The organism is Stenotrophomonas sp. CCNWLW162, assembly GCF_037203745.1.
GTDB lineage: Bacteria > Pseudomonadota > Gammaproteobacteria > Xanthomonadales > Xanthomonadaceae > Stenotrophomonas > Stenotrophomonas maltophilia_AQ.
Genome location: NZ_JBBCBL010000001.1, coordinates 318446 through 341939, shown reverse-complemented (window position 1 = coordinate 341939; position 23494 = coordinate 318446). Strand labels below are relative to the sequence as shown.

At 66.1% G+C, this 23494-nt stretch carries 23 protein-coding genes; 6 read left to right on the top strand and 17 right to left on the bottom strand.

Annotated features, from left to right (window positions below; all coding sequences use genetic code 11):
* Window positions 1-5: 5 nt before the first annotated feature.
* From V9K93_RS01715 to pstS (V9K93_RS01675), 9 genes are all read right to left on the bottom strand, one after another.
* Window positions 6-761, bottom strand: coding sequence for an HvfC family RiPP maturation protein (locus V9K93_RS01715; protein ID WP_337301989.1), 756 nt, complete (start codon window positions 759-761; stop codon window positions 6-8).
* Window positions 754-1629 carry an HvfB family MNIO-type RiPP peptide maturase gene (locus tag V9K93_RS01710; protein WP_136638640.1) on the bottom strand — a complete coding sequence of 292 codons (876 nt, stop codon included), beginning with the start codon at window positions 1627-1629 and terminating at the stop codon, window positions 754-756. Before V9K93_RS01710 ends, V9K93_RS01715 begins: the two co-directional genes overlap by 8 nt.
* Window positions 1616-1975: an HvfA family oxazolone/thioamide-modified RiPP metallophore gene (locus V9K93_RS01705; protein ID WP_136638639.1), complete on the bottom strand. Its 360-nt coding sequence runs from the start codon at window positions 1973-1975 to the stop codon at window positions 1616-1618. The genes V9K93_RS01710 and V9K93_RS01705 overlap by 14 nt, the downstream gene beginning before the upstream one ends.
* 258 nt (window positions 1976-2233) lie before the next feature.
* A complete protein-coding gene (gene phoU, locus V9K93_RS01700; RefSeq protein WP_136638638.1) occupies window positions 2234-2947 on the bottom strand; it encodes a phosphate signaling complex protein PhoU in 714 nt (237 codons plus the stop codon).
* 70 nt (window positions 2948-3017) lie between these two features.
* Window positions 3018-3848 carry a phosphate ABC transporter ATP-binding protein PstB gene (gene pstB, locus V9K93_RS01695; protein ID WP_005408788.1) on the bottom strand — a complete coding sequence of 277 codons (831 nt, stop codon included), beginning with the start codon at window positions 3846-3848 and terminating at the stop codon, window positions 3018-3020.
* Window positions 3849-3867: 19 nt separating this feature from the next.
* Window positions 3868-4731, bottom strand: coding sequence for a phosphate ABC transporter permease PstA (gene pstA, locus V9K93_RS01690; RefSeq protein ID WP_004151398.1), 864 nt, complete (start codon window positions 4729-4731; stop codon window positions 3868-3870).
* On the bottom strand, window positions 4731-5699 hold the full coding sequence (pstC, locus tag V9K93_RS01685) for a phosphate ABC transporter permease subunit PstC (RefSeq protein WP_337301988.1): 969 nt from the start codon (window positions 5697-5699) through the stop codon (window positions 4731-4733). Before pstC ends, pstA begins: the two co-directional genes overlap by 1 nt.
* A gap of 82 nt (window positions 5700-5781) precedes the next feature.
* Entirely contained in the window at window positions 5782-6870 is a 1089-nt protein-coding gene (gene pstS, locus V9K93_RS01680) for a phosphate ABC transporter substrate-binding protein PstS (protein ID WP_065722382.1), read from the bottom strand.
* A 323-nt stretch (window positions 6871-7193) separates the two neighbouring features.
* Window positions 7194-8210, bottom strand: coding sequence for a phosphate ABC transporter substrate-binding protein PstS (pstS, locus tag V9K93_RS01675; protein WP_337301987.1), 1017 nt, complete (start codon window positions 8208-8210; stop codon window positions 7194-7196).
* 552 nt (window positions 8211-8762) lie between these two features.
* Between pstS (V9K93_RS01675) and V9K93_RS01670 the strand changes: the two genes are divergently transcribed.
* Window positions 8763-9995, top strand: coding sequence for a porin (locus V9K93_RS01670; protein WP_337301986.1), 1233 nt, complete (start codon window positions 8763-8765; stop codon window positions 9993-9995).
* 80 nt (window positions 9996-10075) lie between these two features.
* Here the strand turns inward: V9K93_RS01670 and nth are convergent, their stop codons facing one another.
* From nth to V9K93_RS01655, 3 genes are read right to left on the bottom strand one after another with little or no spacing between them, the layout of a single operon-like run.
* Window positions 10076-10768: an endonuclease III gene (nth, locus tag V9K93_RS01665; RefSeq protein WP_253077621.1), complete on the bottom strand. Its 693-nt coding sequence runs from the start codon at window positions 10766-10768 to the stop codon at window positions 10076-10078.
* Window positions 10768-11121, bottom strand: a complete 354-nt coding sequence (locus tag V9K93_RS01660) for a hypothetical protein (RefSeq protein WP_337301985.1) — start codon at window positions 11119-11121, stop codon at window positions 10768-10770. The genes nth and V9K93_RS01660 overlap by 1 nt, the downstream gene beginning before the upstream one ends.
* 4 nt (window positions 11122-11125) lie before the next feature.
* A complete protein-coding gene (locus V9K93_RS01655) occupies window positions 11126-11908 on the bottom strand; it encodes an enoyl-CoA hydratase/isomerase family protein (protein WP_136638635.1) in 783 nt (260 codons plus the stop codon).
* 167 nt (window positions 11909-12075) lie between these two features.
* Between V9K93_RS01655 and V9K93_RS01650 the strand changes: the two genes are divergently transcribed.
* From V9K93_RS01650 to V9K93_RS01640, 3 genes are all read left to right on the top strand, one after another.
* Window positions 12076-12777: an FKBP-type peptidyl-prolyl cis-trans isomerase gene (locus V9K93_RS01650; protein WP_004151465.1), complete on the top strand. Its 702-nt coding sequence runs from the start codon at window positions 12076-12078 to the stop codon at window positions 12775-12777.
* A 245-nt stretch (window positions 12778-13022) separates the two neighbouring features.
* Window positions 13023-13826 (top strand): CoA pyrophosphatase, encoded by an 804-nt coding sequence (locus V9K93_RS01645; protein ID WP_046984944.1) that lies wholly within the window; start codon window positions 13023-13025, stop codon window positions 13824-13826.
* A complete protein-coding gene (locus V9K93_RS01640) occupies window positions 13823-14725 on the top strand; it encodes a sulfurtransferase (RefSeq protein WP_253077619.1) in 903 nt (300 codons plus the stop codon). Before V9K93_RS01645 ends, V9K93_RS01640 begins: the two co-directional genes overlap by 4 nt.
* A gap of 326 nt (window positions 14726-15051) precedes the next feature.
* Here the strand turns inward: V9K93_RS01640 and V9K93_RS01635 are convergent, their stop codons facing one another.
* Window positions 15052-15618 (bottom strand): N-acetylmuramoyl-L-alanine amidase, encoded by a 567-nt coding sequence (locus V9K93_RS01635; RefSeq protein ID WP_253077618.1) that lies wholly within the window; start codon window positions 15616-15618, stop codon window positions 15052-15054.
* 72 nt (window positions 15619-15690) lie between these two features.
* On the opposite strand from V9K93_RS01635, the gene V9K93_RS01630 reads away from it, so the two are divergent.
* Window positions 15691-16218 carry an alpha/beta hydrolase gene (locus tag V9K93_RS01630; RefSeq protein ID WP_100434353.1) on the top strand — a complete coding sequence of 176 codons (528 nt, stop codon included), beginning with the start codon at window positions 15691-15693 and terminating at the stop codon, window positions 16216-16218.
* A 144-nt stretch (window positions 16219-16362) separates the two neighbouring features.
* Window positions 16363-18501, top strand: coding sequence for a bifunctional 23S rRNA (guanine(2069)-N(7))-methyltransferase RlmK/23S rRNA (guanine(2445)-N(2))-methyltransferase RlmL (gene rlmKL, locus V9K93_RS01625; RefSeq protein ID WP_046984948.1), 2139 nt, complete (start codon window positions 16363-16365; stop codon window positions 18499-18501).
* Between the two features lie 120 nt (window positions 18502-18621).
* On the opposite strand, the gene V9K93_RS01620 is transcribed toward rlmKL, so the two are convergent.
* From V9K93_RS01620 to V9K93_RS01605, 4 genes are all read right to left on the bottom strand, one after another.
* Window positions 18622-18951: a DUF3325 domain-containing protein gene (locus tag V9K93_RS01620; protein WP_337301984.1), complete on the bottom strand. Its 330-nt coding sequence runs from the start codon at window positions 18949-18951 to the stop codon at window positions 18622-18624.
* Window positions 18948-20585: a PepSY-associated TM helix domain-containing protein gene (locus V9K93_RS01615; protein ID WP_337301983.1), complete on the bottom strand. Its 1638-nt coding sequence runs from the start codon at window positions 20583-20585 to the stop codon at window positions 18948-18950. Before V9K93_RS01615 ends, V9K93_RS01620 begins: the two co-directional genes overlap by 4 nt.
* A complete protein-coding gene (locus tag V9K93_RS01610; RefSeq protein WP_295381634.1) occupies window positions 20582-20896 on the bottom strand; it encodes a DUF3649 domain-containing protein in 315 nt (104 codons plus the stop codon). The genes V9K93_RS01615 and V9K93_RS01610 overlap by 4 nt, the downstream gene beginning before the upstream one ends.
* A 107-nt stretch (window positions 20897-21003) precedes the next feature.
* Entirely contained in the window at window positions 21004-23229 is a 2226-nt protein-coding gene (locus V9K93_RS01605) for a TonB-dependent siderophore receptor (protein WP_337301982.1), read from the bottom strand.
* Window positions 23230-23494 lie beyond the last annotated feature (265 nt).

Here is a 23494-nt window from a genome sequence, read left to right as displayed (position 1 = left end):
GGGCGTCAGGGAGGAGCTGTGAGCGGGCCGATCACGCCGGCCTGCAGGAACTGCTGCAGCAATGCGGCTCCGGGTCCGGCCAGTACGTCTTCGGCCAGACCATGCGCACTTGCCAGTTGCTGCAGATAGGCATGTCCATCGAGGCCAGGTTGTTCGCCGATGCTGGACAGCAGGTACACCGCCAGTGGACTGAGTGCGGCGAACCGAACTTCACCGTCAGCTTCGCGGCGCACCAGCAGGCCGGTCGGTTCGGCCGGCGGCTGCGTTGGTGCATCCTCTGCACCGAGTCGATGCACCGGCCACTGGTACAGCAGCGGCCAGGCCAGTGGTGAGCGCTGCAGCGGTACCTTCAGCGGATCGAAGTTGCCGGGTGCCGGCAGCGGCTCGGCCTGCAGCTGGTACAGCGCGGTCTCCACCCACTCGTAATGAGCAAGTTCGGCCAACGCCGGGTGCGGCAGTTGTGGCTGCGCCTGCAGCCACTGCACGAATTCGGCGGCCAGTTCGGTGAACAGCGGCGTCTGGCAGCGATGGGTGGCGAAGTACTGGCGGACCAGCGCACTCCAGGCCGGTTCTCCGAGCAGGCGCACGCAGACCGGGAAGCCGTTGCTCAACAGGCCGAGCAGGTTGTTGAAGAGCAGCCGCTGGTACACCGCCACCCGCCGGGGTTCCAGCCCGGCCGGTGCGGCCACCGCCTGCGGATCACGCAGGTGCGCGGTGAACGCGTGCTGTTGTGCGCGCAGACTGTCGGGAGCATCAGCCATGCGCTTTCTCGGCGTGCGTGGCCTGCAGGCGGCGGATGGTCTGCAGCTCAGCCTGCAGTTCTGCATAGGGCGGGAAGTTGAAATCGCGTTCGAGCAGGGTCGGGCGCGCGCCGATGCGTGCATAGGTACGCGCCAGCAAATCCCAGACCGGGTCGATCACAGCACTGCCATGGGTATCGATCTTCAGGTCCGGGGCTTCGTCCAGGTGCCCCGCCACGTGCAGGCAGACGATGCGCTGCGCGGGCAGTCCGGCGATGAAGGTGTCGGCGTCATAGCCGTGGTTGCAGGCGTTGACGTAGACGTTGTTGACGTCCAGCAGCAGGTCGCAGTCGGCTTCGGCAAGTACCGCGTTGGTGAAGGCAAGTTCGTCCATCGCCGGTTCCGGTGCCAGGTAGTAGGAGACGTTCTCCACCGCGATGCGGCGGCCGAGAATGTCCTGCACGCACGCGATGCGTGCCGCGGTATGGCGCACGGCTTCGTCGGTGAAGGGAATCGGCAGCAGGTCGTAGAGGTGGCCGTCGTCGCTGCAATAGCTCAGGTGTTCGCTGTACAGCGGCACGCGGTGCGTGTCGAGGAACTGGCCGACCTGCTCCAGCAGCTGCGTATCCAGCGGCGCGCTGCCGCCCAGTGACAATGACAGGCCATGGCAGCTCAGAGGATGGCGCTGTGCCAATTCGGCCAGTGCATCACCGGCCGGGCCGCCGACATGGATCCAGTTCTCCGGCGCACATTCGAGGAAGTCGAAGTCACCGGCCGGCGCATCGCGCAGATCCTGCAGCAGCGCCCGGCGCAGGCCCAACCCGGCGGCCGCCGCACGAAGCGGCGACCGCGGGTGGACGACGCTGGCGCGGACGTCAGTGCTTGGCACCGCACTTGCCTTCGCCGCACTTGCCTTCGGCCGACTTCTTGTCGCCGGCCTTGGTCTTGGCACCCGCGGCAGCGCCGGTAGCGGCCTTGCCCTTGTCGGCGCCGCACTTGCCTTCAGCGCTCTTGCCGTCGGCACCACATTTGCCTTCGGCGTGCTTGGTCGCATCAGCGGCCATCTTGGTGTCCGCTGCCTTGGCATCGGTGGTGGCCTTGGCGGCCTGGCCAGCGACCAGATAGCCCTGGGCCAGGTCACTCATGCTCAGCGCCGAGGCGCTGGCGGTCATGCCCAGGCCAGCGGCCAGGGCGGTAGCAGTCAGCAGGGACAGGGTCTTGTTGGAACTGCTCATCGGTGGTGCTCCTGGGTGGTGTGGGCGGATGCCCGGGTAGCCGGCAGGGATGCCGGTGGAAGCGATGGTGCAGCGATCCTACTCAACGAATCCTCGCCAAGAACTCAAATTTTCGTGAGGTTTGTTACAGAAGGGGAGACCAGCGGCCCGGTAGGCCACGCCATGCGGGGATGAACCGCCGGAACGCCCAAAACAAAAAGGCCGCTGTCAGCAGGACAGCGGCCACCTTGGAGTCAACTCCGGTGTTGCAGTGCAGTATCAGATCTGGCCGGTGCTGGACGTCTCGTCGCGCTTTTCACGCGGCGGCAGCGGCTGCTCGCCATGCACCAGGAACCACACGTTCTCGGCGATGTTGGTGGCATGGTCGCCCACGCGCTCCAGGTTCTTGGCCATGAACAGCAGATGGGTGCACGGGGTGATGTTGCGCGGGTCTTCCATCATGTAGGTCAGCAGCTCGCGGAACAGCGCGGTGTACTGCGCGTCCAGGCGGGCGTCGTCCTCGCGCAGTTCCAGCGCGGCGTCGGCGTCATTGTCGCGGTAGGCGGCAATGGCACGGCGGACCTGCTGCGCGGCCAGGCGGCCCAGCGCACGCAGGCCTTGGATCTGCGGCAGCGGCGGCACCTTGCCCAGCGCGATCGAGCGCTTGGCGACGTTGGCAGCGTAGTCACCGATGCGCTCGATGTCGGCCGGAATGCGCAGGCCGGCGAGGATCTCGCGCAGGTCGCGCGCCATCGGGCCACGCAGCGCCAGGCGCATCACGTCGTGGCTGATCTGCTGCTCCAAGGCATCGATCGCTTCGTCGTTGGCGATGATGCGATGGGCAGCGTTCTCGTCGCGCTTCTCGATCACGTCCATCGCCGCTTCCAGCTGGGCGACGGCCATCTCGCCCATGCGCACGATTTCGGCCACCAGGCGCTGCTGCTCTTCGTCGTAGCTCTTGACGATGTGGTCGTTGGGAAGATTCATGTTCATTCCACTCTGTAGAGTCGAGCCTTGCTCGACTGACGTTGTCTGTAGAGTCGAGCCATGCTCGACTGACGTTTCAGCCGAAGCGACCGGTGATGTAATCCTCGGTCTGCCGCTGCGACGGCTGCGAGAAGATCACTTCGGTGCGGTCGTGCTCGATCAGGTCGCCCAGGTACATGAAGGCCGTGTAGTCGGACACGCGCGCGGCCTGCTGCATGTTGTGGGTGACGATCACGATCGTGTACTCGTGCTTGAGCTCTTCCACCAGCTGCTCGATGCGGCTGGTGGAGATCGGGTCCAGCGCCGAGGTTGGCTCGTCCAGCAGCAGCACCGACGGGCGCAGGGCCACCGCACGGGCGATGCACAGACGCTGCTGCTGGCCACCGGACAGGCCCAGTGCGCTCTGCCCCAGCTTGTCCTTCACTTCGTCCCACAGCGCGCCCTGGCGCAGCGCCTGCTCGACGCGGTCGGCCATGTCGGCCTTGCTCAGCTTCTCGTGGTGGCGGATGCCGTAGGCCACGTTCTCGAAGATGGTCATCGGGAACGGCACCGGCTTCTGGAACACCATGCCCACCTTGCTGCGCAGGCGGTTCATCGGGTACTTCGGCGACAGGATGTTCTCGCCGTCCAGCAGCACTTCACCACGCGCTTCCAGCTTCGGGTACAGCGCGTAGATGCGGTTGAAGATGCGCAGCAGGGTCGACTTGCCGCAGCCGGAGGGACCGATCAGCGCGGTCACGCGCTTTTCCGGAATCTCCAGGTTGATGCCCTTCAGGGCATGGAACTTGTCGTAGTAGAAGTCCAGTCCACGCGCAGCCAGCTTCACCGGCGACGGCGTGTGCAGGCTCTCGTGCGAGGACGGCACGGCGATGCGCTGCATCGGCACGGCGTTGGAAAGGTCGTTCATGGCGTTATCCACGGAAAGGTCAGTCATGGGAGATACGGTTGCGCAGCAGGATGCCGCGGGCGGCAAGGCTGACCAGCAACACGAAGACAGTCAGCACCAGGGCACCGGCCCAGGCCAGGACCTGCCAGGATTCATACGGGCTGCCGGCGAACTGGTTCATCACCACCGGCACCGAGGCCATCGGCTGGAAGATGTTGTTGTTCCAGTACTGGTTGCCGAAGGCAGTGAACAGCAGCGGTGCGGTCTCGCCGGAGATGCGGGCGAGTGCCAGCAGGATGCCGGTGATGATGCCGGCCGAGGCACTGCGGTACAGCACCTGCACGATCACCTTCCACTGCGGGATACCCAGCGACAGCGCCGCTTCACGCATCTGCGAGGGCACCAGGCGCAGCATCTCGTCGGTGGTGCGCACCACCACCGGCAGCACGATGAAGGCCAGCGACAGCGCACCGGCGAATGCCGAGAAGTTGCCGCCGGTCTGCATCACGTACAGCGTGTAGACGAACAGGCCGAGTACGATCGACGGCGCCGACAGCAGGATGTCGTTGACGAAGCGGACCACGGTGCCGGCCTTGCGGGCGTTGCCGTATTCGGCCAGCCAGGTGCCAGCCAGCACGCCCAGCGGGGTGCCGATGCCGATTGCCAGCGCACACATCACCGCGCTGCCGAAGAAGGCGTTGGCGAGACCGCCTTCCTGCATCGGCGGTGGCGTCATCTTGGTGAACAGATCCAGGTTGATGCCGGCCAGGCCCTTGGAGGCCAGGGTGAACAGGATCCAGCCCAGGAAGAACAGGCCGAACAGGGCGGTGGCGCAGGACGCGGCAATGGCGATGACATTGCCGATGCGGCGGCGCAGGTACAGCGAATCAGCGGTGCTGGACATCAGTTGCCCTCCTTGCGGGACAGGCGCATCAGCATCAGGCGGGCGATGGCCAGCACCACGAAGGTGACGATGAAGAGGACGAAGCCGAGCAGCAGCAGGGCCGAGCGGTAGGTTTCAGTGGCTTCGCCGAAATCATTGGCGATCAGCGCGGCGATGGTGGTGCCCGGTTCCAGCAGCGACGGCGACAGGCGCACGCTGTTGCCGATCACGAAGGCCACCGCCATGGTCTCGCCCAGGGCACGGCCGAGGCCGAGGAAGATGCCGCCGATCACCGCCGAGCGGGTGTAGGGCAGCACGATGTCCCAGCTCACTTCCCACTTGGTGGAACCCAGCGCATAGGCCGATTCCTTCAGGCGGGTCGGCACGGTCAGGAACACTTCGCGCATCACCGAGGAGATGAACGGAATGACCATGATGGCCAGCACGAAACCGGCGGTGAGCATGCCGATGCCCAGCGGCGGGCCCTGGAACATGGGACCGATGATCGGCCATTCGCCCAGGGTCTCGTTGAGGAACGGAGTGACGTACTCGGTCATCACCGGCACCAGCACGAACAGGCCCCACATGCCGTAGATGATCGAGGGAATACCGGCCAGCAGTTCGATGGCGGTACCGACCGGGCCCCGCAGCCAGCGCGGCGCGACTTCGGTGAGGAAGAAGGCGATGCCGAAGCTGACCGGCACGGCGATGACCATCGCGATGGCGGCGGTGACCAGGGTGCCGTAGATCGGTGCGAGGGCACCGAACTTGTTTTCGACCGGATTCCAGTCGGCAGAGAAGAAGAAGCTCAGGCCCTGCATCTGCAGGGCATGGCGGCCGCCCCACAGCATCGACAGCGCGGCGCAGGCCAGGGCGATGAGGACGAAGATGACGGTGCCGACCAGCACCCATCGGAACAGTTTGTCGTTGCGGGCATCACGCGCATCACGCGTGGACGGGGCGGCTAGAGGCTGGGCGATGGCATTCATGGGGACGGCGGGGCCAGGAAGGGGCGGGGCGGCACGGCGTGGCAGAGGCGGTGCCCGCGCAGGGCGGGCACCGTCATGTCCATCACTTCAGGTCGGTCGCCCAGTAGGCCTCGATCTGCTTGACCAGGTCGGCCGGCAGCGGCACGTAGTGCAGCTCGTTGGCCTGGGCCTGGCCGTTCTCGAAGGCCCACTTGAAGAAGGCCAGGGTGTCCTGGTTGCGCTTGGCATCCTTCGGCTGCTTCTGCATCAGCATGAAGTTGGTGGCGGTGATCGGCCACGCCTGCTCGCCCGGGGCGTTGGTGATGACCAGGTTGAAGTCCTTGGCGCTGGCCCAGTCGGCGCTGGCGGCCGCAGCGGCGAAGGTTTCCGCGCTCGGCTCGACCCAGTTGCCGGCGGCGTTCTGCATGGCGGTGTACGGCATGCCGTTCTGCAGCGCGTAGGCCAGTTCGACGTAGCCGATCGAACCCTTGATCTGCTTCACGTACGAGGCGACGCCTTCATTGCCCTTGCCACCGACGCCGTCCGGCCACTGCACCGAGGTGCCTTCGCCGACCTTGGTCTTCCACTCCGGGCTGACCTTGGACAGGTAGTTGGAGAAGTTGAAGGTGGTGCCCGAACCGTCCGAACGGTGGACCAGGGTGATCTTGCCGTCCGGCAGCTTCACGCCCGGGTTGGCGGCGACGATGGCCGGGTCGTTCCAGGTCTTGACCTTGCCCAGGAAGATGTCGGCCAGCAGGGCGCCGCTCAGGCGCAGCTTGCCGCCTTCCAGGCCTTCGATATTGACCACCGGGACCACGCCGCCGATGGCGGACGGGAACTGCGCCAGGCCGGCCTGGGCCAGCTCTTCGCTGCTCAGCGGCTTGTCGGAGGAACCGAAGTCGACCGTGCCGGCCTTGATCTGGGCGATGCCGCCACCGGAGCCGATCGACTGATAGTTGATCTTGGCACCGGTGCTGGCGTTGTAGTCAGCCGACCACTTGGAAACCAGCGGGAAGATGAAGGAAGCGCCGGCACCGGACACTTCGGCGGTCACCTTGGCACCGGCAGCGGCCGGGGCGGCGGCACCGTCGGCAGCCGGCTGCTGCGCGGCCTGCTTGTCGCCACCGCAGGCCGACAGGCCCAGGGCGATGGCCAGGGAAAGGGCGGCGAGGCCGGCCGAGTGCAGTTTCATGGTCACTCCATAGCGGGGTAGAGCCGACGGCGTCGGCGGATGCGGCTATGAAATGATGTTTTTGTTACAGCCGTATTACGACCATGACAGAGGTGTCCTCGATCACGTTCCGACAAGGGTTTCACAGGGCTGGCTCCGACCCGGCAGGGGCCCGGAGACCCCGGATCTGCGCACCGACTCAACTACGGACCAGCGACAGCGCAGCGCCTTTCACGACCAACCCCAAAAAACAAGAAGAGCGCGAGATCTCGAGGATCTCGCGCCCGGGTGGGATCGGCGGGGGAGAGAGGGCCCGCCGATCCCATTCCTGCGGGGGAACGCGCTTACTTCAGGTTCTGCGTCCAGTAGGTCTCGATCTGGCGCACCAGGCTGTCCGGCAGCGGCACGTAGTCCAGCTGGCGGGCCTGGGCGTCGCCGCTCTTGTAGACCCAGCGGAAGAACTCCTGGGTGGCCTTGCCGTTGGCAGGGTTCTTCGGCTTCTTGTGCACCAGGATGAAGTTGGTGGCGGTGATCGGCCAGGACTCGGCGCCTGGCGCGTTGGTCATCACCAGGTAGAAGTCCTTGGCGCTGGCCCAGTCGGCGCTGGCAGCGGCGGCGGCGAACGAGGCGTCGCTCGGCTGCACGAACTTGCCGGCAGCGTTCTTCATGGCGGTGTACGACAGCTTGTTCTGCAGTGCGTAGGACAGTTCGACATAGCCGATGCCGCCCTTGATCTGCTTCACGTAGGCAGCAACGCCTTCGTTGCCCTTGCCACCGATGCCGGCCGGCCACTGGACCGAGGTGCCTTCACCGACCGAGGTCTTCCACTCCGGGCTGACCTTGGACAGGTAGTTGACGAAGTTGAAGGTGGTGCCCGAACCATCCGAACGGTGCACGACGGTGATCTTGGCGCTCGGCAGGGTCACGCCCGGGTTCAGCGCGGCGATGGCCGGGTCGTTCCAGGTCTTGATCTTGCCCAGGAAGATGTTGGCCAGCACGGCGCCGTCCAGCTTCAGCGCGCCCGGGGCGATGCCGGCAACGTTGACCACCGGCACCACGCCGCCGATCACCGACGGGAACTGGGCCAGGCCCGCAGCGGCCAGTTCTTCCGGCTTCAGCGGGGCGTCGGAGGAGCCGAAATCAACGGTCTTGGCCTTGATCTGGGCGATACCACCGCCGGAGCCGATCGACTGGTAGTTGACCTTGTTGCTGGTGGCGGCGTTGTAGTCGGCCGACCACTTCGACATCACCGGATAGATGAACGAGGCGCCCGCGCCGGTGATTTCAGCGGCGTTGGCGGCGAACACGGACGACGCTGCGAAGACGGCAACGGCAACGCGCGACTTGAAGGCGTGGATCACGGGGTGGCTCCTGGGTTGATTGGGATGCGGGGTTACCCGCCCGGCGCACATTCCATAACGGTTCGATGACAGCGCAGGGACCGTTGTATGACGCAACCGTTACAGCGTTGTCCGGCATCCGCACAGCAGGGGTGTGAAGGTTCTGCGTACCGCTGGCAACGCGATGACCGATGCGCCGGAGACGGGAGTGGTCCGGTTGCGATCACGTTCTATATGTCGCTGATGGCCTGTCCGGAGTGGTCGTCAATGCCGTCGCGGCCTGGCATTCCGCAGTGATGCCGCGTCATCCACGCGAAACCAGCGGTGCCGGTGAAGGTCCCGCAGCGACAGGTCCGCGCATGAACGCTGATACGTGACGCCATATGCCGCAAGGGATCGACAAACATGCCGCCTCGATTGAGTCGTACGCATGACGGCACGAAGAAATCTGTGGTTGGTGCTCAGGTTGTCATTCGGCTGTCATGGTTTTAACGGAATGTTCGCAAAACGCTTGACCGGCCTGCCGGCGTGGCGTTCTGCCCAAGCCATTCCAACCCTCTGGAGAAATCCAAAATGCGTTCCCATTTGCTCGCCGCCGCGGTCGTTGCAAGCCTCGGTCTGGTTTCCGCCGACGCCTTCGCAGCTCCCGCCAGCACGGGCGTATCCCAGGCACAGCTGCAGCAGCTGCAGGCGCAGATCGCTGCCCTGCAGGCCCAGGTCCAGCAGTTGCAGAACGATTCGCAGGCGCTGCAGGCACAGTCCGATGCGCAGTCCGAAGTGAACATCACCCAGGCCCAGGCTCTGGAAGGTGCACAGAAGACCCAGACCAGCGTCGACAAGCTGGCCAAGCTGGTCAATGACAACAAGATCGGCGGTCGCATGTTCTTCGACCTGACCAACATCGACAAGACCAGCAACGGCAAGGACACCGCCGCCAGCGGCACCGGTCTGGACGTCAAGCGCTTCTACCTGACCGTCGACCACAAGTTCAACGACATCTGGTCGGCCAACCTGACCACCGACTTCCAGTACAGCTCGGCCATCGGCAACACCGAACTGTTCGTCAAGAAGGCCTACGTGCAGGGCAGCTTCGACCCGGCCTTCAACCTGCGCGTCGGTGCCGCCGACATGCCGTGGATCCCGTACGTCGAGAAGTTCTACGGCATGCGTTATGTCGAGAACACCCTGACCGACCGCCTGAAGTACGGCAACTCGTCCGACTGGGGCCTGCATGGCTTCGGCAACCTGGGCAACAACTTCAACTACGCGATCTCGGTCGTGTCCGGCGCCGGCTACAAGAACCCGACCCGCAGCAAGGGCATGGACGTGGAAGGTCGCGCGGCCTATACCCCGAACGAGAACTTCGTGGTTGCCGTCGGTGGCTACAGCGGCAAGCTGGGCAAGGAAACCGACATCCAGAGCGCCGAGAACACCTACACCCGCGCCAATGCGATGGTCGCCTACGCCAGCAGCGACTTCCGCGTCGGTGGCGAGTACTTCCAGGCCAAGAACCTCAACAACGTGATGACCGTTGCTACCGACAAGACCAGCGGCTGGTCGGTGTGGGGCAGCGTGCGCGTCACCGACGGCGGCATCAACGTGTTCGGTCGTTACGATGACACCGACGTCAGCAAGACCCTGGACCCGACCCTGAGCGACAAGTACTGGAACGTCGGTGTCGAGTTCCCGGTCATGAAGAACCTCAAGCTGTCGACTGTGTACAAGTACACGCACCTGGCCAACGCCGGCGACAAGAAGAACGACAAGACCAAGGAATTCGGCGTCTGGGGCGACCTGTCGTTCTGATCACCTGAAGCACCTTGTCTGCAAACGAAGACGGCGGGCCTTGTGCCCGCCGTCTTTGTTCTGTCACACCACGAACGCGGTCACGCCTCGGCCGTGGTCTTTTCCTTGAACCGGCACAGGTCGGCGATCACGCAGCCCGGGCAATCCGGCTTGCGCGCCTTGCATACATAACGTCCGTGCAGGATCAACCAGTGATGCGCGTCGAGCAGGAACTCGGCCGGAATGGCCTTCACCAGTTTGTCTTCCACTTCGCGCACATTCTTGCCAGGTGCCAGGCCGGTGCGGTTGGAGACGCGGAATATATGCGTGTCCACCGCCATCACCGGCTCACCGAACGCAGTGTTGAGCACCACGTTGGCGGTCTTGCGGCCCACGCCCGGCAGCGCTTCCAGTTCATCGCGATCGCGCGGAACTTCACCGCCGTGCTTCTCCAGCAGGATCGCGCAGGTGGCGATCACGTTCTTTGCCTTGGCATTGAACAGACCGATGGTGGCGATGTACTGCTTCAGTCCGTCCTCGCCAAGTGCGAGGATCTTTGCCGGGGTATTGGCCACCGGGAACAGGCGGCGCGTGGCCTTGTTGACGCCCACGTCGGTGGCCTGCGCCGACAGCGCGACCGCCACCAGCAGTTCGAACGGCGAGCTGTATTCCAGCTCGGTCTTCGGGTGCGGGTTGAGTTCGCGGAGGCGGGTGAACATCTCCACCACGTCGGCGCGCGGCATCATGCTGCCACGGCGCGCCGGTGCGCGCGCGGTCTTCTTCGCAGTGGCCATTACTGTTCCTTGCCGGTGGCGCGGGCCTTGGCCCGGGCGAGAATCGCGGCCGCTGCGGCGGGCAGTGCGGGCTTCATATCCGGTGCTGCGGCGGGCGTGCGCCTTGCGTCGCGTTCGGCCTCACGCCGCGCCAGACGCACGGCACGGTTGCGGTAGCGTTCGCGTGCGGCCCAGGCGTTCTGCAGCTGCTGCTGGGCCTGGTGCAGGCGCTGTGGAAGCTCCGGGTGGCCGGGTACCAGCTGTTCGTCGCCGGTACGGGCCACATAGTCCATCAGGCCGGCCTGCAGGGCGCCATCGAGATCGTCTGCCTGGACCCGGGCGAACAGTTGCGCGGGGTTGGGTCGGGATGCCATGGCGTCAGCGGTTCTGGAAGGCTGGCGGGCGGCGCTGCAGGAACGCGCTGGTTCCTTCGCGCATGTCCTCGGTGGCGAACAGCAGGCCGAACTGCGCGCTTTCGTACTCCAGCCCCGCTTCCAGGCTGCATTCGCCACCCACGTGCACGGCATCAAGCAGGCCGCGCAGGGCCAGCGGTGCCGAGCGCGCCAACTGGCGGGCGACGTCCTGCACGCGATTGTCCAGTTCGGCGGCGGGGACCACCTCGTTGACGATACCCAGTTCCAGCGCTCGCGCGGCGTTGATCGGAGCACCCAGCAGGCACAGTTCCAGGGTGGCGGCGCGGCCGCACAGGCGCAGCAGGCGCTGGCTGCCACCGAAGCCGGGAATCAGGCCAAGGTTGATTTCCGGTTGGCCGACCTTGGCGCTATCGGCGGCGATGCGCAGGTGGCAGGCCATCGCCAGTTCCAGCCCGCCGCCCAGCGCAAAGCCGTTCACACGGGCGATGACCGGCTTGGGCATGCGTTCGATCTGGCGCATCAGCGCCTGGCCCAGCAGCGAGAAATCACGTCCCTGAACCGCACTGAGTGTGTTCATTTCGGCGATGTCGGCGCCCGCCACGAAGGCCTTAGGGCCGGCACCGGTCAGCACCACCACGCGCACCTCCGGGTCGGCGGCGGCCGCGCTGAACGCCTCGGCCAGGGACTGCAGGGTCGCGGCGTTCAGGGCGTTGAGCTTGTCCGGGCGCTGGACGGTCACGGTGCGGATGGCGCCGTCGTCGGCGACAGCGATCAGGGCATCTGCCACGGGGAAACTCCAGAAACGTTAAAAAATAGTGATATTGAACTCTGCAAACGCAGACGGGTCATAGCCTGCATCGTGAGTAGCGGTTACACGTTGCGCCCGTTATCCTAACCCGTCGCCTCAGGGCGGCGCAGAACGTCCCTGAGTTACCACCCCTGGAGAACTGTTTGATGAAGTTGCGTTCTATCGCGGTCGCCGTCGCGGCCCTGGCCCTGACGGGCAATGCCTTCGCCCAGGACATCGCGTCCGAGAAGGGCAAGCTGAGTTATTACTTCGGTTACGACTACGGCAACAACCTGGCGGAGCTGACCGGTCGCGGTGAGCAGCTGGACATCAACTCGGTGGTGAAGGGCCTGCAGGACGCCTACGCCAAGAAGCAGCCGGCCATCACCGCCGAGCAGCTGAAGCCGGCCGTTGAAGCGTTCCAGAAGCGCGAGCAGGGCCGTGCCCAGGCTGCCAAGGCCGAGTACGAAAAGGCTGCTGCCGAAAACAAGACCAAGAGCGACCAGTTCATCGCGGCGAACAAGGCCAAGGCCGGCGTGCAGTCCCTGCCGAGCGGCGTCCAGTACCGCGTGGTCGAAGCCGGCAAGGGTGCCAAGCCGACCCAGGCCAGCACCGTGCAGCTGGAAGTGGCCGGTCCGTTCCCGTACGGCCAGCGCCCGACCGAAGCCCGCCCGGCCCAGCAGATCCCGTCGATCAAGGTCAGCGAAGTCGAAATGAAGGCCATGCGCGAGACCCTGCTGCAGATGCCGGCAGGCTCGAAGTGGGAAGTCACCCTGCCGCCGGACCAGGCCTACGGTGCCGACCCGCGCACCCCGTTCCCGCCGAACGTGGCTGTGCAGTTCGAGATCAAGCTGGTCAGCGTCAAGTAAGAAACAGCGTCAACATCAACGCGCCGGTGATCCCACCGGCGCGTTTTTGTTTGCGCGCGGTCGCAGAGTCGACTGTCAGTTGACTGCTCTGCGGCCAGCCTGGGGAAATCCCCGCGCTACGCGCGATAGTCGACTGACAGTCGACTCTACCGTTCACGCTCCACCTCGCAGCCAGCGTGCCGAGCGCCGCATCTTCACCCCGCGCAAATCCAGCCTAATCGCGCTACTGTTGCCGGGTGCAAACAATGGAAGAAACGGCGCGTGTTGTCGCAAGTCCCTGCATCGGCGTGTGCAAGCTGGATCCAGACCGGCAGTGCACCGGCTGCGGGCGCCATCTCGATGAAATCGCACGGTGGTCGTCGATGAGCAACGACGAACGCAGTCGCATCCTGCATCGCGTGCAGCCATTGCGCGAACAACTCCAGCAATCCCTGCGCGGCTCACTGGCCGACCATCACCGTCTGATGCGCGCGCTGCATCCGCTGGCCGATCCCCCCGCGGGCGATGGCTGGAACCGCAGCGAACTGATCGACCTGCTGCCGCCGGGACCGCCAGTGGAAGCGGCGGTGCTGGCCGGTATCGTGCCGCGCGCCAACGGTGCACAGGTGATCCTCACCCGCCGCACCGAAACCCTGCGCACGCATGGTGGCCAGGTTGGATTCCCCGGTGGTCGTACCGAACCCGATGACCGCGACGCACTGGCGGCCGCACTGCGCGAGAGCCAGGAAGAGATCGCGTTGGCACCTGGCCAGGTGCAGGCATTGGGCTATCTCGATCCGTTCGTGACCATCACCGGCTACCGGGTCACCCCGGTGGTGGCGGTGGTCGATCCGGATTTCGTGCCGGTGCCGCAACCCAGCGAAGTGGCCGAGGTGTTCGAGGTGCCGCTGGACTACCTGATGGCCGCCGACAACCTGCGCCAGGTCGAAATCAATCATCGCGGCCGCGTCCGCCACGTCCTCGAATACGGCTGGCCGGGCCAGCGTATCTGGGGGGCGACCGCGGCCATCCTGTACAACCTGCGTCGCCGCCTGGAGCAAGTGCAATGAAGCCGATCGATCCGCCGTGGACCACCCTGGTCGATGTCGCCACCCTGGCCGCTGCCCTGGGCGAGGACGTACGCGTGGTCGACGCGCGTGCCACCGCCAGCACGGCAGTGCGCGTGGTCGATGCGCGTTCCTCGCTGGCCGATCCGCAGGCCGGCAGCGGCCAGTACCTTGCGGGGCATGTTCCGGGCGCGGTGTATGCCGATCTCAACCGCGATCTGTCCGATCTGGGGCGCGTCGGCCACGGCCGCCATCCGTTGCCGGACAGCGATGCCTTTGCCGCGACGCTGGGTCGATGGGGTATCGGTCCCGACACACAGGTGGTGGTCTACGACGGCAGCGACGGCAGCATGGCCGCCTCGCGTCTGTGGTGGCTGCTGCGCCTGATCGGGCACGACAAGGTGGCCGTGCTCGACGGTGGCATCGCCGCCTGGCAGGCCGCAGGTCATGCGTTGGCAACCGGCCAGGGCGAAGTAACGGCGCTGCCGGCTTACCCGGGCCGTTTCGACACCGCTCAGATCGCCAATGCCGACGAAATCACCGCCCGTTTGAAGCATGCGCCGGGTTGGCTGGTCGACGCACGCGCGGGCGAACGCTTCCGTGGTGAAGTGGAGCCGCTGGATCCGGTCGCCGGCCATGTGCCCGGTGCGGTCAACCGTCCGTTTGCGCTGAACGTAGTCGACGGCCACCTGCGCGATGCACAGGAACTGCGTGCCGAACTGCAGGGCGTGATTGGTAACCGCGATCCGCAGCAGGTGGTGCTGATGTGCGGCTCCGGCGTGACCGCCTGCCACCTGTTGCTGGCGATGGAAGCGGCCGGTCTGTCCGGCGCACGCATCTATGCCGATTCCTGGAGCGGCTGGGTGAGCGACAGCAGCCGCCCGGTCGCGACCGGCGCCTGAGCCGCGCGGGGTCGGATCAGTTTCCCAGCGGGAAACGGCTGTGCCCCCATCGACCGACCCCATCGAATGCAGATTGGGGTCAGAGCCCGTTGCGTAGCAACGGGATCCGACCCCGGGTATCCGGCAGATCGCGGAGATTTGTCGAAGGCGGGGTGGGTCCGGTTGCGAGGGTGTCCGCGGCATGGATGCCGCCGCCAAGCCCCCATGGACGGGTTTACGGCGTCCCTCGCAACCGGACCCACCTCGCCATCCCACGCAATGCCAGCGTTTGAAGTTGACGTTGACGTTGACGTTGCATCTGCAGGTGCAGGGCGCAGCCCTGCTGCTTACTCCAACCCCTGCAGCGGCACCTTCGCCAGAATCCGTGCCCACGGGAACAACGGCCCCGGGTCGCGCTTGCGCGCCACCATCAGCGCCGGGTCATCGCTGGCCGGCACCTGCTCCAGGTCCAGCTGGTCGTGCCCGGCAATCCGCCGCAGCGACGGAAAGCGCGCTACCAGCGCCAGCAGCAGCTGCTCCAGCGCCTGCAGCTGCGCCTCGGTGTAGGCCTCGTCCATCGCCTGCTGGCGGCTGTCGAACCAGTGCGGGTAGCGGCCGGTATTGACCAGCTCGATGCCCAGCGTGTGTGCGTTCATGCCGCGCACGTGGTGGGCCACGCGTTCCGGTGCCACGTACTGCACCACGCTGCCATCGCGGTCGATGTAGAAGTGACCGCTGTTGCCGGCGCCGCTGTCGTACAGCACGCGCTCGCCGTACTCGCGGGCCATCGCCAGATCGGGCAGCTCGGTGCAGTGGATCACCACCATCTCCAGCGTGGCCGGGTCGCGCAGCGGCAGGCGGTCTTGGTAGGGCAGGGGCTGCAGCTGCAGGCCGGGCAGGAGCGGGTTGGGCATCTGGCGATGCTAGCATTGCGGCATGAACCTGCCTTTCCTTTCCTCGTTGGCCCGCTCGCCTGGAGCGCGCGCATGAGCCGCGGCCATTGCATCCTGTCCCACGGTTTCGAGAGCGGCCCGGAGGCGACCAAGGTCACCGCGCTGGCCGACGTGGCGCAGCGCCTGGGCTGGACCCATGAGCGCCCGGACTACACCGACCTGGACGCGATGAGCGAGGTCAGCCGGGTGGGCGACGTGCCGACCCGCCTGCGCCGCCTGGTCGAACGCACCGCCATCGCCGCCCAGCAGGGCCCGGTGGTGCTGGCCGGCTCCAGCCTGGGCGCCTATATCTCCGCCATCGCCTCGTTGCAGGTGCCGGTGGCCGGCCTGTTCCTGATGGTGCCGCCGACCACCATGGGTCCGATGCCGGCGCTGGACGCCGCGCCGGTGCCGACCACGGTGGTGCAGGCCTGGCATGACGAGGTGGTGCCGGCCGCAGGCGTGATTGCCTGGGCCCAGGCGCGTTCGGCGCAGCTGCTGCTGGTCGACGACGGCCACCGCCTGGAACGGCATGTGGAGGCCTCTGCGCAGGCCTTTGAGCGCCTGTTGCGCCAGCTGTGAAGCCCGGGCGCACGGCGCGCCCGCCCGCATTGACTACAATGGCAGCCCCGCCGCCCCCGGCGCGGGCCTGCCGGCCGTGTCCACGGCCCTCCCTCTTGAATGGCCCGGCTTCCTGCCGTGCCTGACCACCTGTGAACCGATCCCGTGAAATTTTTTGTCTCCTGCGCCAAGGGCCTGGAATACCTGCTTGCCGATGAGCTGTCGGCCCTGGGCCTGGAAAAGGCCACTGCTACCATTGCCGGCGTCAACGCCGAGGGCGAACTGGAGCAGGCGCTGCGGATCGTGATGTGGTCGCGCCTGGCCAGTCGTGTGCTGTGGCCGATCGACGCGTTCGAGTGCCCGGACGAGCAGGCCCTGTACGACGGCGTGCGCGCCCTGCCGTGGCACGAGCACATCAAGCCGGAAATGACCCTGGCGGTGGATGCGCACGTGTCCGGCGACAAGATCACCCATGCGCGCTTCGCTGCGCAGCGGATCAAGGACGCCATTGTCGACCGCATGCGTGACGAAGGCCTCGAGCGCCCTTCGGTCAACACCGACCTGCCGGACGTGCGCGTGAACCTGTCACTGCGCAAGGGCCGTGCCTCGCTGTCGATCGACCTCGGCGGCGGCTCGCTGCACCGCCGTGGCTGGCGAGGTGCCGCCCACGAAGCACCGCTGAAGGAAAACCTGGCTGCCGCGCTGCTGCTGCGTGCGCAGTGGCCGCGCCTGCACGCCGCCGGTGGTGGCCTGCTGGACCCGATGTGCGGCAGCGGCACGCTGCTGATCGAAGGTGCGCTGATGGCCGCCGACGTTGCGCCCGGCCTGATGCGCCACGGCAGCCTGCCGCCGAGCCGCTGGCTGGGCTTCGACAAGGCCGCCTGGAAGACCATCCAGAGCGAGGCACGTGACCGCGAAGCAGCTGGCCTGGCCGCGCTGAAGCCGGTCATCCACGGTAGCGACATCGACCCGACCGCGATCCAGGCGGCACGCGAAAATGCTGAGGTGGCCGGCGTCGCCCATGCGATCCGTTTCACTCGCGCCGATGTGGCCGACCTGGCCGCGCCGGAGCAGGAAATCGGTGCGGTGGTCTGCAATCCGCCGTACGACGAGCGCCTGGCCGCCGATCCGGCGCTGTACCGTGCGCTGGGCAACGCGCTGCAGAAGGCGGTGCCGCAGTGGCGCGCGAGCCTGCTGTGCGGCAACGACGAACTGGCCTTCGCCACCGGCCTGCGCGCGGGCAAGAAGTACCAGATGTTCAACGGTGCGCTGGAATGCGCGCTGATCATCTGCGACCCGATCGCCGTGCCCGGACGCGACCCGGCTCAGCCGCGCGAGCTGAGCGAAGGCGCGCAGATGGTGGCCAACCGCCTGCGCAAGAACCTGAAGAAGTTCAAGAGCTGGCGCGCCCGAGAGGACATCACCTGCTTCCGTGCCTACGATGCCGACCTGCCCGAATATGCGGCGGCCATCGATGTCTACGAAGAAGACGGTGGTCAGCGCCGCACCTTCCTGCACGTGCAGGAATATGCCGCGCCGGCCGCGATTCCAGAGAACGACGTGCGTCGCCGCCGCAACGAACTGCTGGCCGCTGCACGGGAAGTGTTCGGCGTGCCGCCGGAGCAGGTGTCGATGAAGTCGCGCGAGCGCGGCAAGGGTGGCAGCAAGTACGGCCGTTTCGAACAGCGTGATGAATTCATCGTGGTGCGCGAGAACAATGCGCTGCTGCAGGTGAACCTGTTCGACTACCTTGATACCGGCCTGTTCCTCGACCATCGCCCGCTGCGCCGGATGATGGCCGAGCAGGCGCGTGGCAAGCGTTTCCTCAACCTGTTCTGCTATACCGGCGTGGCCAGCGTGCAGGCCGCCGTGGCCGGTGCGGCCAGCACCACCAGCGTCGATCTGTCGGCGACTTACCTGCAGTGGTGCTACGACAACCTGGCGTTGAACGGGCAGGGCGGCAACCAGCACCTGTTGGTGCAGGCCGATGCGATGGCATGGCTGGAAGGTGACCGCGGGCAGTACGACGTGATCTTCTGTGACCCGCCGACGTTCTCCAACTCCGCGCGTGCCGACGACTTCGACGTGCAGCGCGAGCAGCTGAAACTGCTGCGCGCAGCAGTAGCGCGACTGGCGCCGGGTGGCGTGCTGTATTTCTCCAACAACTTCCGCCGCTTCAAGCTGGAAGAGAATGCCATCGCCGAATTCGCCCAGTGCCGCGAGATCACCGCGCGCACCATCGGCCCGGATTTCGAGCGCAACGCGCGCATCCACCGCGCGTGGGAACTGAAGCGGTTGGGGTAAGCCGATGTTCGGGGTCGGATCCCCTGCGCGAAGCGCAGGGGCTCTGACCCCATCCGGATCTACGTACCAGGGGTCAGAGCCCTTGCGCTGCGCGCAAGGGATCCGGCCCCGGTGGCTCTGCTACACCAACGCCACCAGCAGCCCGATCACGGGCAGTGCCAGGGCCAGTGGTGCGATCCACTTCGGCCGGTACGGGTACAACCCGAACGACAGCACCACGCCGCCCACGGTCATCACGCCCAGCCACAGCACCGGGCCCATCGCCCAGCCGTGGTCGATCACGCACAGTGCGAACGCTACCGCCAGCAGTACCCAACCCAGCACCCGCCATTGCGTGCGCCGTGCCAGGGTGGCTGCAGCCTTGCCGTGCAGATCGTGCTGGTGTTTCTCCATCGCCAGCGACAGCGCGGTGAACGCAGAGAACGACAGGGTCAACGCCAGCAGCATCATGCGCTGGCCTCCGCTTCGGCGGTTTCCGCAGCGTCCACCGGGGCCTTGGGTGCCGCTGCGGCGGCGGCACGCTTCTTCTTCTCGGCTGCAGACAGCGGTGGCGTCCAGCGCTGCATGCGCCAGCCGCACAGCGCCAGCATCGCGCCGAACGCGATCATCGACAGATCGAAGCCCGCCAGCACCCAGTCGCCGTTGCGCAGGGTGATGCCCAGGTGCGCATGCGTGGTCAGTGCATTGACCACCGGCACCAGCGCGAACGCAGCCGCACCGAGGTACAGCTGCCAGGCCCACATCATCCGCTTGGGCCAGATGAAGGCGGCCAGCAATGCCGCACCCCAGGCATAGAAGAACGTGTTGGCCTCGGCAGTGGAGCGTTCGGCGATGTCCAGCGGCAGCAGGCGATTGCCCCAGAAGTACGCGGCGAAGGCGATCGGCAGGCCGGCGACGGTGCCGATGTTCAACGCGTCGACCAGGCGCAGGCCGAAGCCGATGCGGCCACTCTTGGCGTGCTTGGGTCGTTCCTTCACCGCCCACAGCACCACGCCGCTGGCGACCATCAGGCAGCCGACCAGGCCGGACAGGAAGAACAGCGCACGCAGGCCCCAGTCGGCGAAGCGCGCCAGATGCAGGCCGTACAGCACACCACGGGTAGCGGTGGCGCCGCCGGACGGCGGCGTCTCTTCCAGCAGCGTGCCGTTGACCATGTCGTAGCGCACGGCCGGGGTGTCGGTGGACAGGCGCTTGCCGTCACGCTGGCGGATGTCGATCACCGCATTGGCGGCGCCCGGATTGGACACAGTGAAACCGGCCACTTCCACGCCGTGCCAGTGTGCACGCGCGCTGTCCAGCAGCTGCGCGATCGGCAGCGGCGTGGCGTGGCCTTCGGCAGGTGCAGTCACCTCCGGCATGCCGCCGAAGGCTTCGCTGAAGAACTTGTCCTCGTCCTGTGGGTAGGCGACTTTCACCCCCCACGGCAGGTACATGATCATCAGGGTGACGATACCGGTGTAGGTGATCATCGCGTGGTAGGGCAGGGCCATCACCGCGCTGACGTTGTGGAAATCGAGCCAGGACCGCAGGCCCTTGTCCTTGCGGAAGGTGAAGAAGTCCTTGAAGATTTTCTTGTGGGTGATGACGCCGGTGATGATTGCCACCAGCATGAACATCGCGCAGAAGCCGACCAGGTAGCGCGCCCACAGCACCGGGATGTAGTGCAGGTCGAAATGCAGGCGGTAGAAGAAATCACCGCCTCGGGTCTCGCGGGCCTTCAGTGCCTGCCCGGTGTTCGGGTCCAGTGTTGCGTCGCCGAAGCCACCGCGACGGCCACGGCTGGGGTCGGCCAGCTCCGGCGGCAGCCGCCAGAACATCTGCATGGCGGGGTTGCGCGGCTGCGGCAACGTTACGAACCAGTTCTCGGCCTGCGCGGCATTGGCCTGCAGGTAATCCACGGCACGCTGCGCGGCGACGTCGATGCTGACGTTGCTGGAGGGCAGCTCAGGACGCATCCAGCGGCTGATTTCCTCGCGGTAGTAACTGGCCGTGCCGGCCATGAAGATCAGCAGGAGCAACCAGCCGACCAGCAGGCCGGTCCAGGTGTGCAGCCAGGCCATCGACTGGCGGAATCCATTCTTCATGCCCAGGCCCCCAGCATGCGCGCGATGGCTGCCATCAGCAGGGTGGGGGCGAGGATGCCGACCCACGCACGCAGCGCGCTGCGGGTGGCGAACGCCCACAGCGCCGCACAGGCGGCCACCAGAATGGCCAGCAGCATGCCGGTCAGCACGGTCTGGCCACGTGCGCCGGGCAGGACCACCGCGCAGAACACGCTGGTCACCGCGGCCAGCGCGTAGCCGCCGAAGATCGCCGCCAGCGAGCGTGACAGCACGCCCCAGCGCGGGCTGGAGAAGAAGGTGCGGGGGCTGGCGGTTGCGGGCGAGCGGTCCACGGCATTCCTGCAGGTTTCAGTGAAAAGGAACCGGCGCACCGCAGCGCGCCGGGGTTGGCCATCCGTGGCCGGGCACCGGTCGCAGAACCGGTGCCATCCATCGAGGGTCAGAGCTTCCAGCGCAGCGTCACGGTGACATTGCGTGGTTCGCCCCAGAACACGCCGTCATAGAAACCGACGCGGTTGTAATACTTCTTGTCCAGCAAGTTGTTCACGTTTACCTGCGCGGTGAAGTTCTCGTTAAAGCGATAGCCCGCCGACAGGTTGAGCAGGTAGATGTCGCCCTGTTCGATTGCCACGCGGTCGCGCTTGCCGCTGGTCAGGAAATCCGCACGCGGCTTGTTGCTCAGGCTCCAGATACCGCTCTGCCAGGTGGCGCCTCCGCCCAACCAGAAGTGGCCTTCAGCGCCGCCCGGTCGCCAGCTGGCGTTGAGGCGGAACAGATCGACCGGGATGACGGTGTTCTGGCGCACGCCCTGCGCATTGCGGCTGACGGTGTGGGTGAAGCCGGCCGCCAGGTTCCAGTTCTCACCAAGGCTGCCTTGTGCTTCGATCTCCCAGCCCTTGACCTTGTTGCCCTTGCCGGTGGAGCGGTAGGCACTGACCCCACCCGGCAGCGAGTTTTCCGGCACCGAGTCGTCGAGCTCGGCAACGTTGTCCTTCTGGCCCTTGAACACGGCCGCGGAAGCATTCAGCAGACCGTCGAAGAACTCGGCCTTGACGCCGGCCTCCCACATGTCACCGACCACCGGTTCGAGGTAGTTGTTGTCCCGGTCACGGTAGTTCTGCGGCTGGAAGATGTCGGTGTAGCTGACGTAGCCGCTGAAGTAGCGGTTGAAGTCGTAGATGAAGCCGGCATACGGAGTGAGCGAGTCGTCCGGCTTGTAGCCGCCGCGACGCGTATCGGTCAGGCGACCGGCGGCGTCATGGGTGTAGTTCCAGGTGCGCGTTTCCCAGCTGCCGTAGCGCGCGCCGAGCACCGCGGTCAACGGATCGGCCAGCTGCAGGCGCGTCGCCAGATAGGCCGCGCGCTGGCGCAGTTCGTCTTCAGATGCCAGATAGCCCAGGCGGGTGACCTGCAGCGGCGCGACGTCGCCGTTCCAGCGGTGCCAGTCCGGTACACGGGTGTAGCTGTCCGGGTAGGCAGCGGTGTCGGTGGCAGGCACGTCACCCTTGCGCACCGATTGGCCGAAACCGAGCACCAGCTCATGTTCGCGGCCGAACAGCCGGAACGGACCGCCAACGTTGAAGTCGAATACCTGCATGTCGCCGTTCTCGCCGAAGCTGCCGACGAAGGCGCTGATGCCGCTGCCATCGGCATTCGGGTAGCCGGAGGCCCCGTACCACACCGCACCGTCGGTTTCGCGCTTGGAGCGGGTATAGGCGGCCTTAGCGGTCCAGCCGTTGCCCAACTGCTGCTCAAGGCGTGCGAATGCGCTCTTTTCGATGATCGGCCAACTGCTCCAGCGGGCGGACAGGTTGGTCGAGCGCGGCAGGTTGGCGGGCTGGCCATCGGACCCCCAGTACGGCACCACGCCCCAGGTCACGCCTGTGGTGCGCGGCGACTGGTATTCGTAGCCGGCCTCGAGCAGGGTCGTGTCGGTAATGTCGGCCTGGACGATGCCGTAGAACACGTCCTTGTCCAGTTTGTAGACATCGCGGAACGAGTCACTCTGCTGTTTGGCCGCCACCACGCGCGCGCGGATGCGGCCGTCGAGCGCAACCGGGCCACCGAGGTCGGCTTCCAGGCGCTGGTTGCCCCAACGCCCGAGGGTCAGGTTGGCGCTCATCTGGAAGCTGTCGGTAGGACGCTTGCGCACGAAGTTGATGGTGCCGGACGGATCGCCGGCACCGGTGGTCAGGCCGGTTGCGCCGCGCACCACTTCGATGCGGTCATAGATCACGCTGTCGGTGTTGGTCTTGATGTACCCACCGAAGGTGTTGAGCATCCCATCGACCTGGAAATTGGTGATGTTGTAGCCGCGCGAGACATAGTTGATGCGCTCGCTGTCGGTGACCGATACCGCCACGCCGGTGACCTGGCCCATCACATCGGACAGCGAGAACAGGCCCATGTCGTCCAGGCGCTGGCGGGTGACCACGGTCATCGACTGCGGCGTCTGGCGCAGCGACAGGCCGAGCTTGGTGGCCGTGCTGGCACGCTTGACCGTATAGCTGTCGACGATATCGCCGTCAGCGGTGACCTGGACCGTATCCAGCGTGCGCGCGGAAGGATCGGCAGTGCCGTCGGCGTGGGCCAGCGGGGCGATCATCAGTGCGGTCACGGCCAGGGCCAGCAGAGTGGGACGAGGGTGGTTCAGCGGCATTGCCATCGGTGCGATTCCATGCAGGACGAAACAAGCGATGGAATGCGCAGACGCAGCAGCCGTGCGCTCCGCGCACGTCGCCCAGCGAGTCCCATCGACGGTGCGCCACCCGTGTAGTGCGGGCGACCCGGTAGTCGGGGGATGTACACGGGCGAAGGGGCGGGTGGGTGCGTGCTTCCGTGCCCCGCTTGGCTAAGCGTACAACCGATCGGCAAATGATAGGCATTCGCATTTCGTTAATCAAGCGTGATGAATTCCGGCCTTTGCGCAG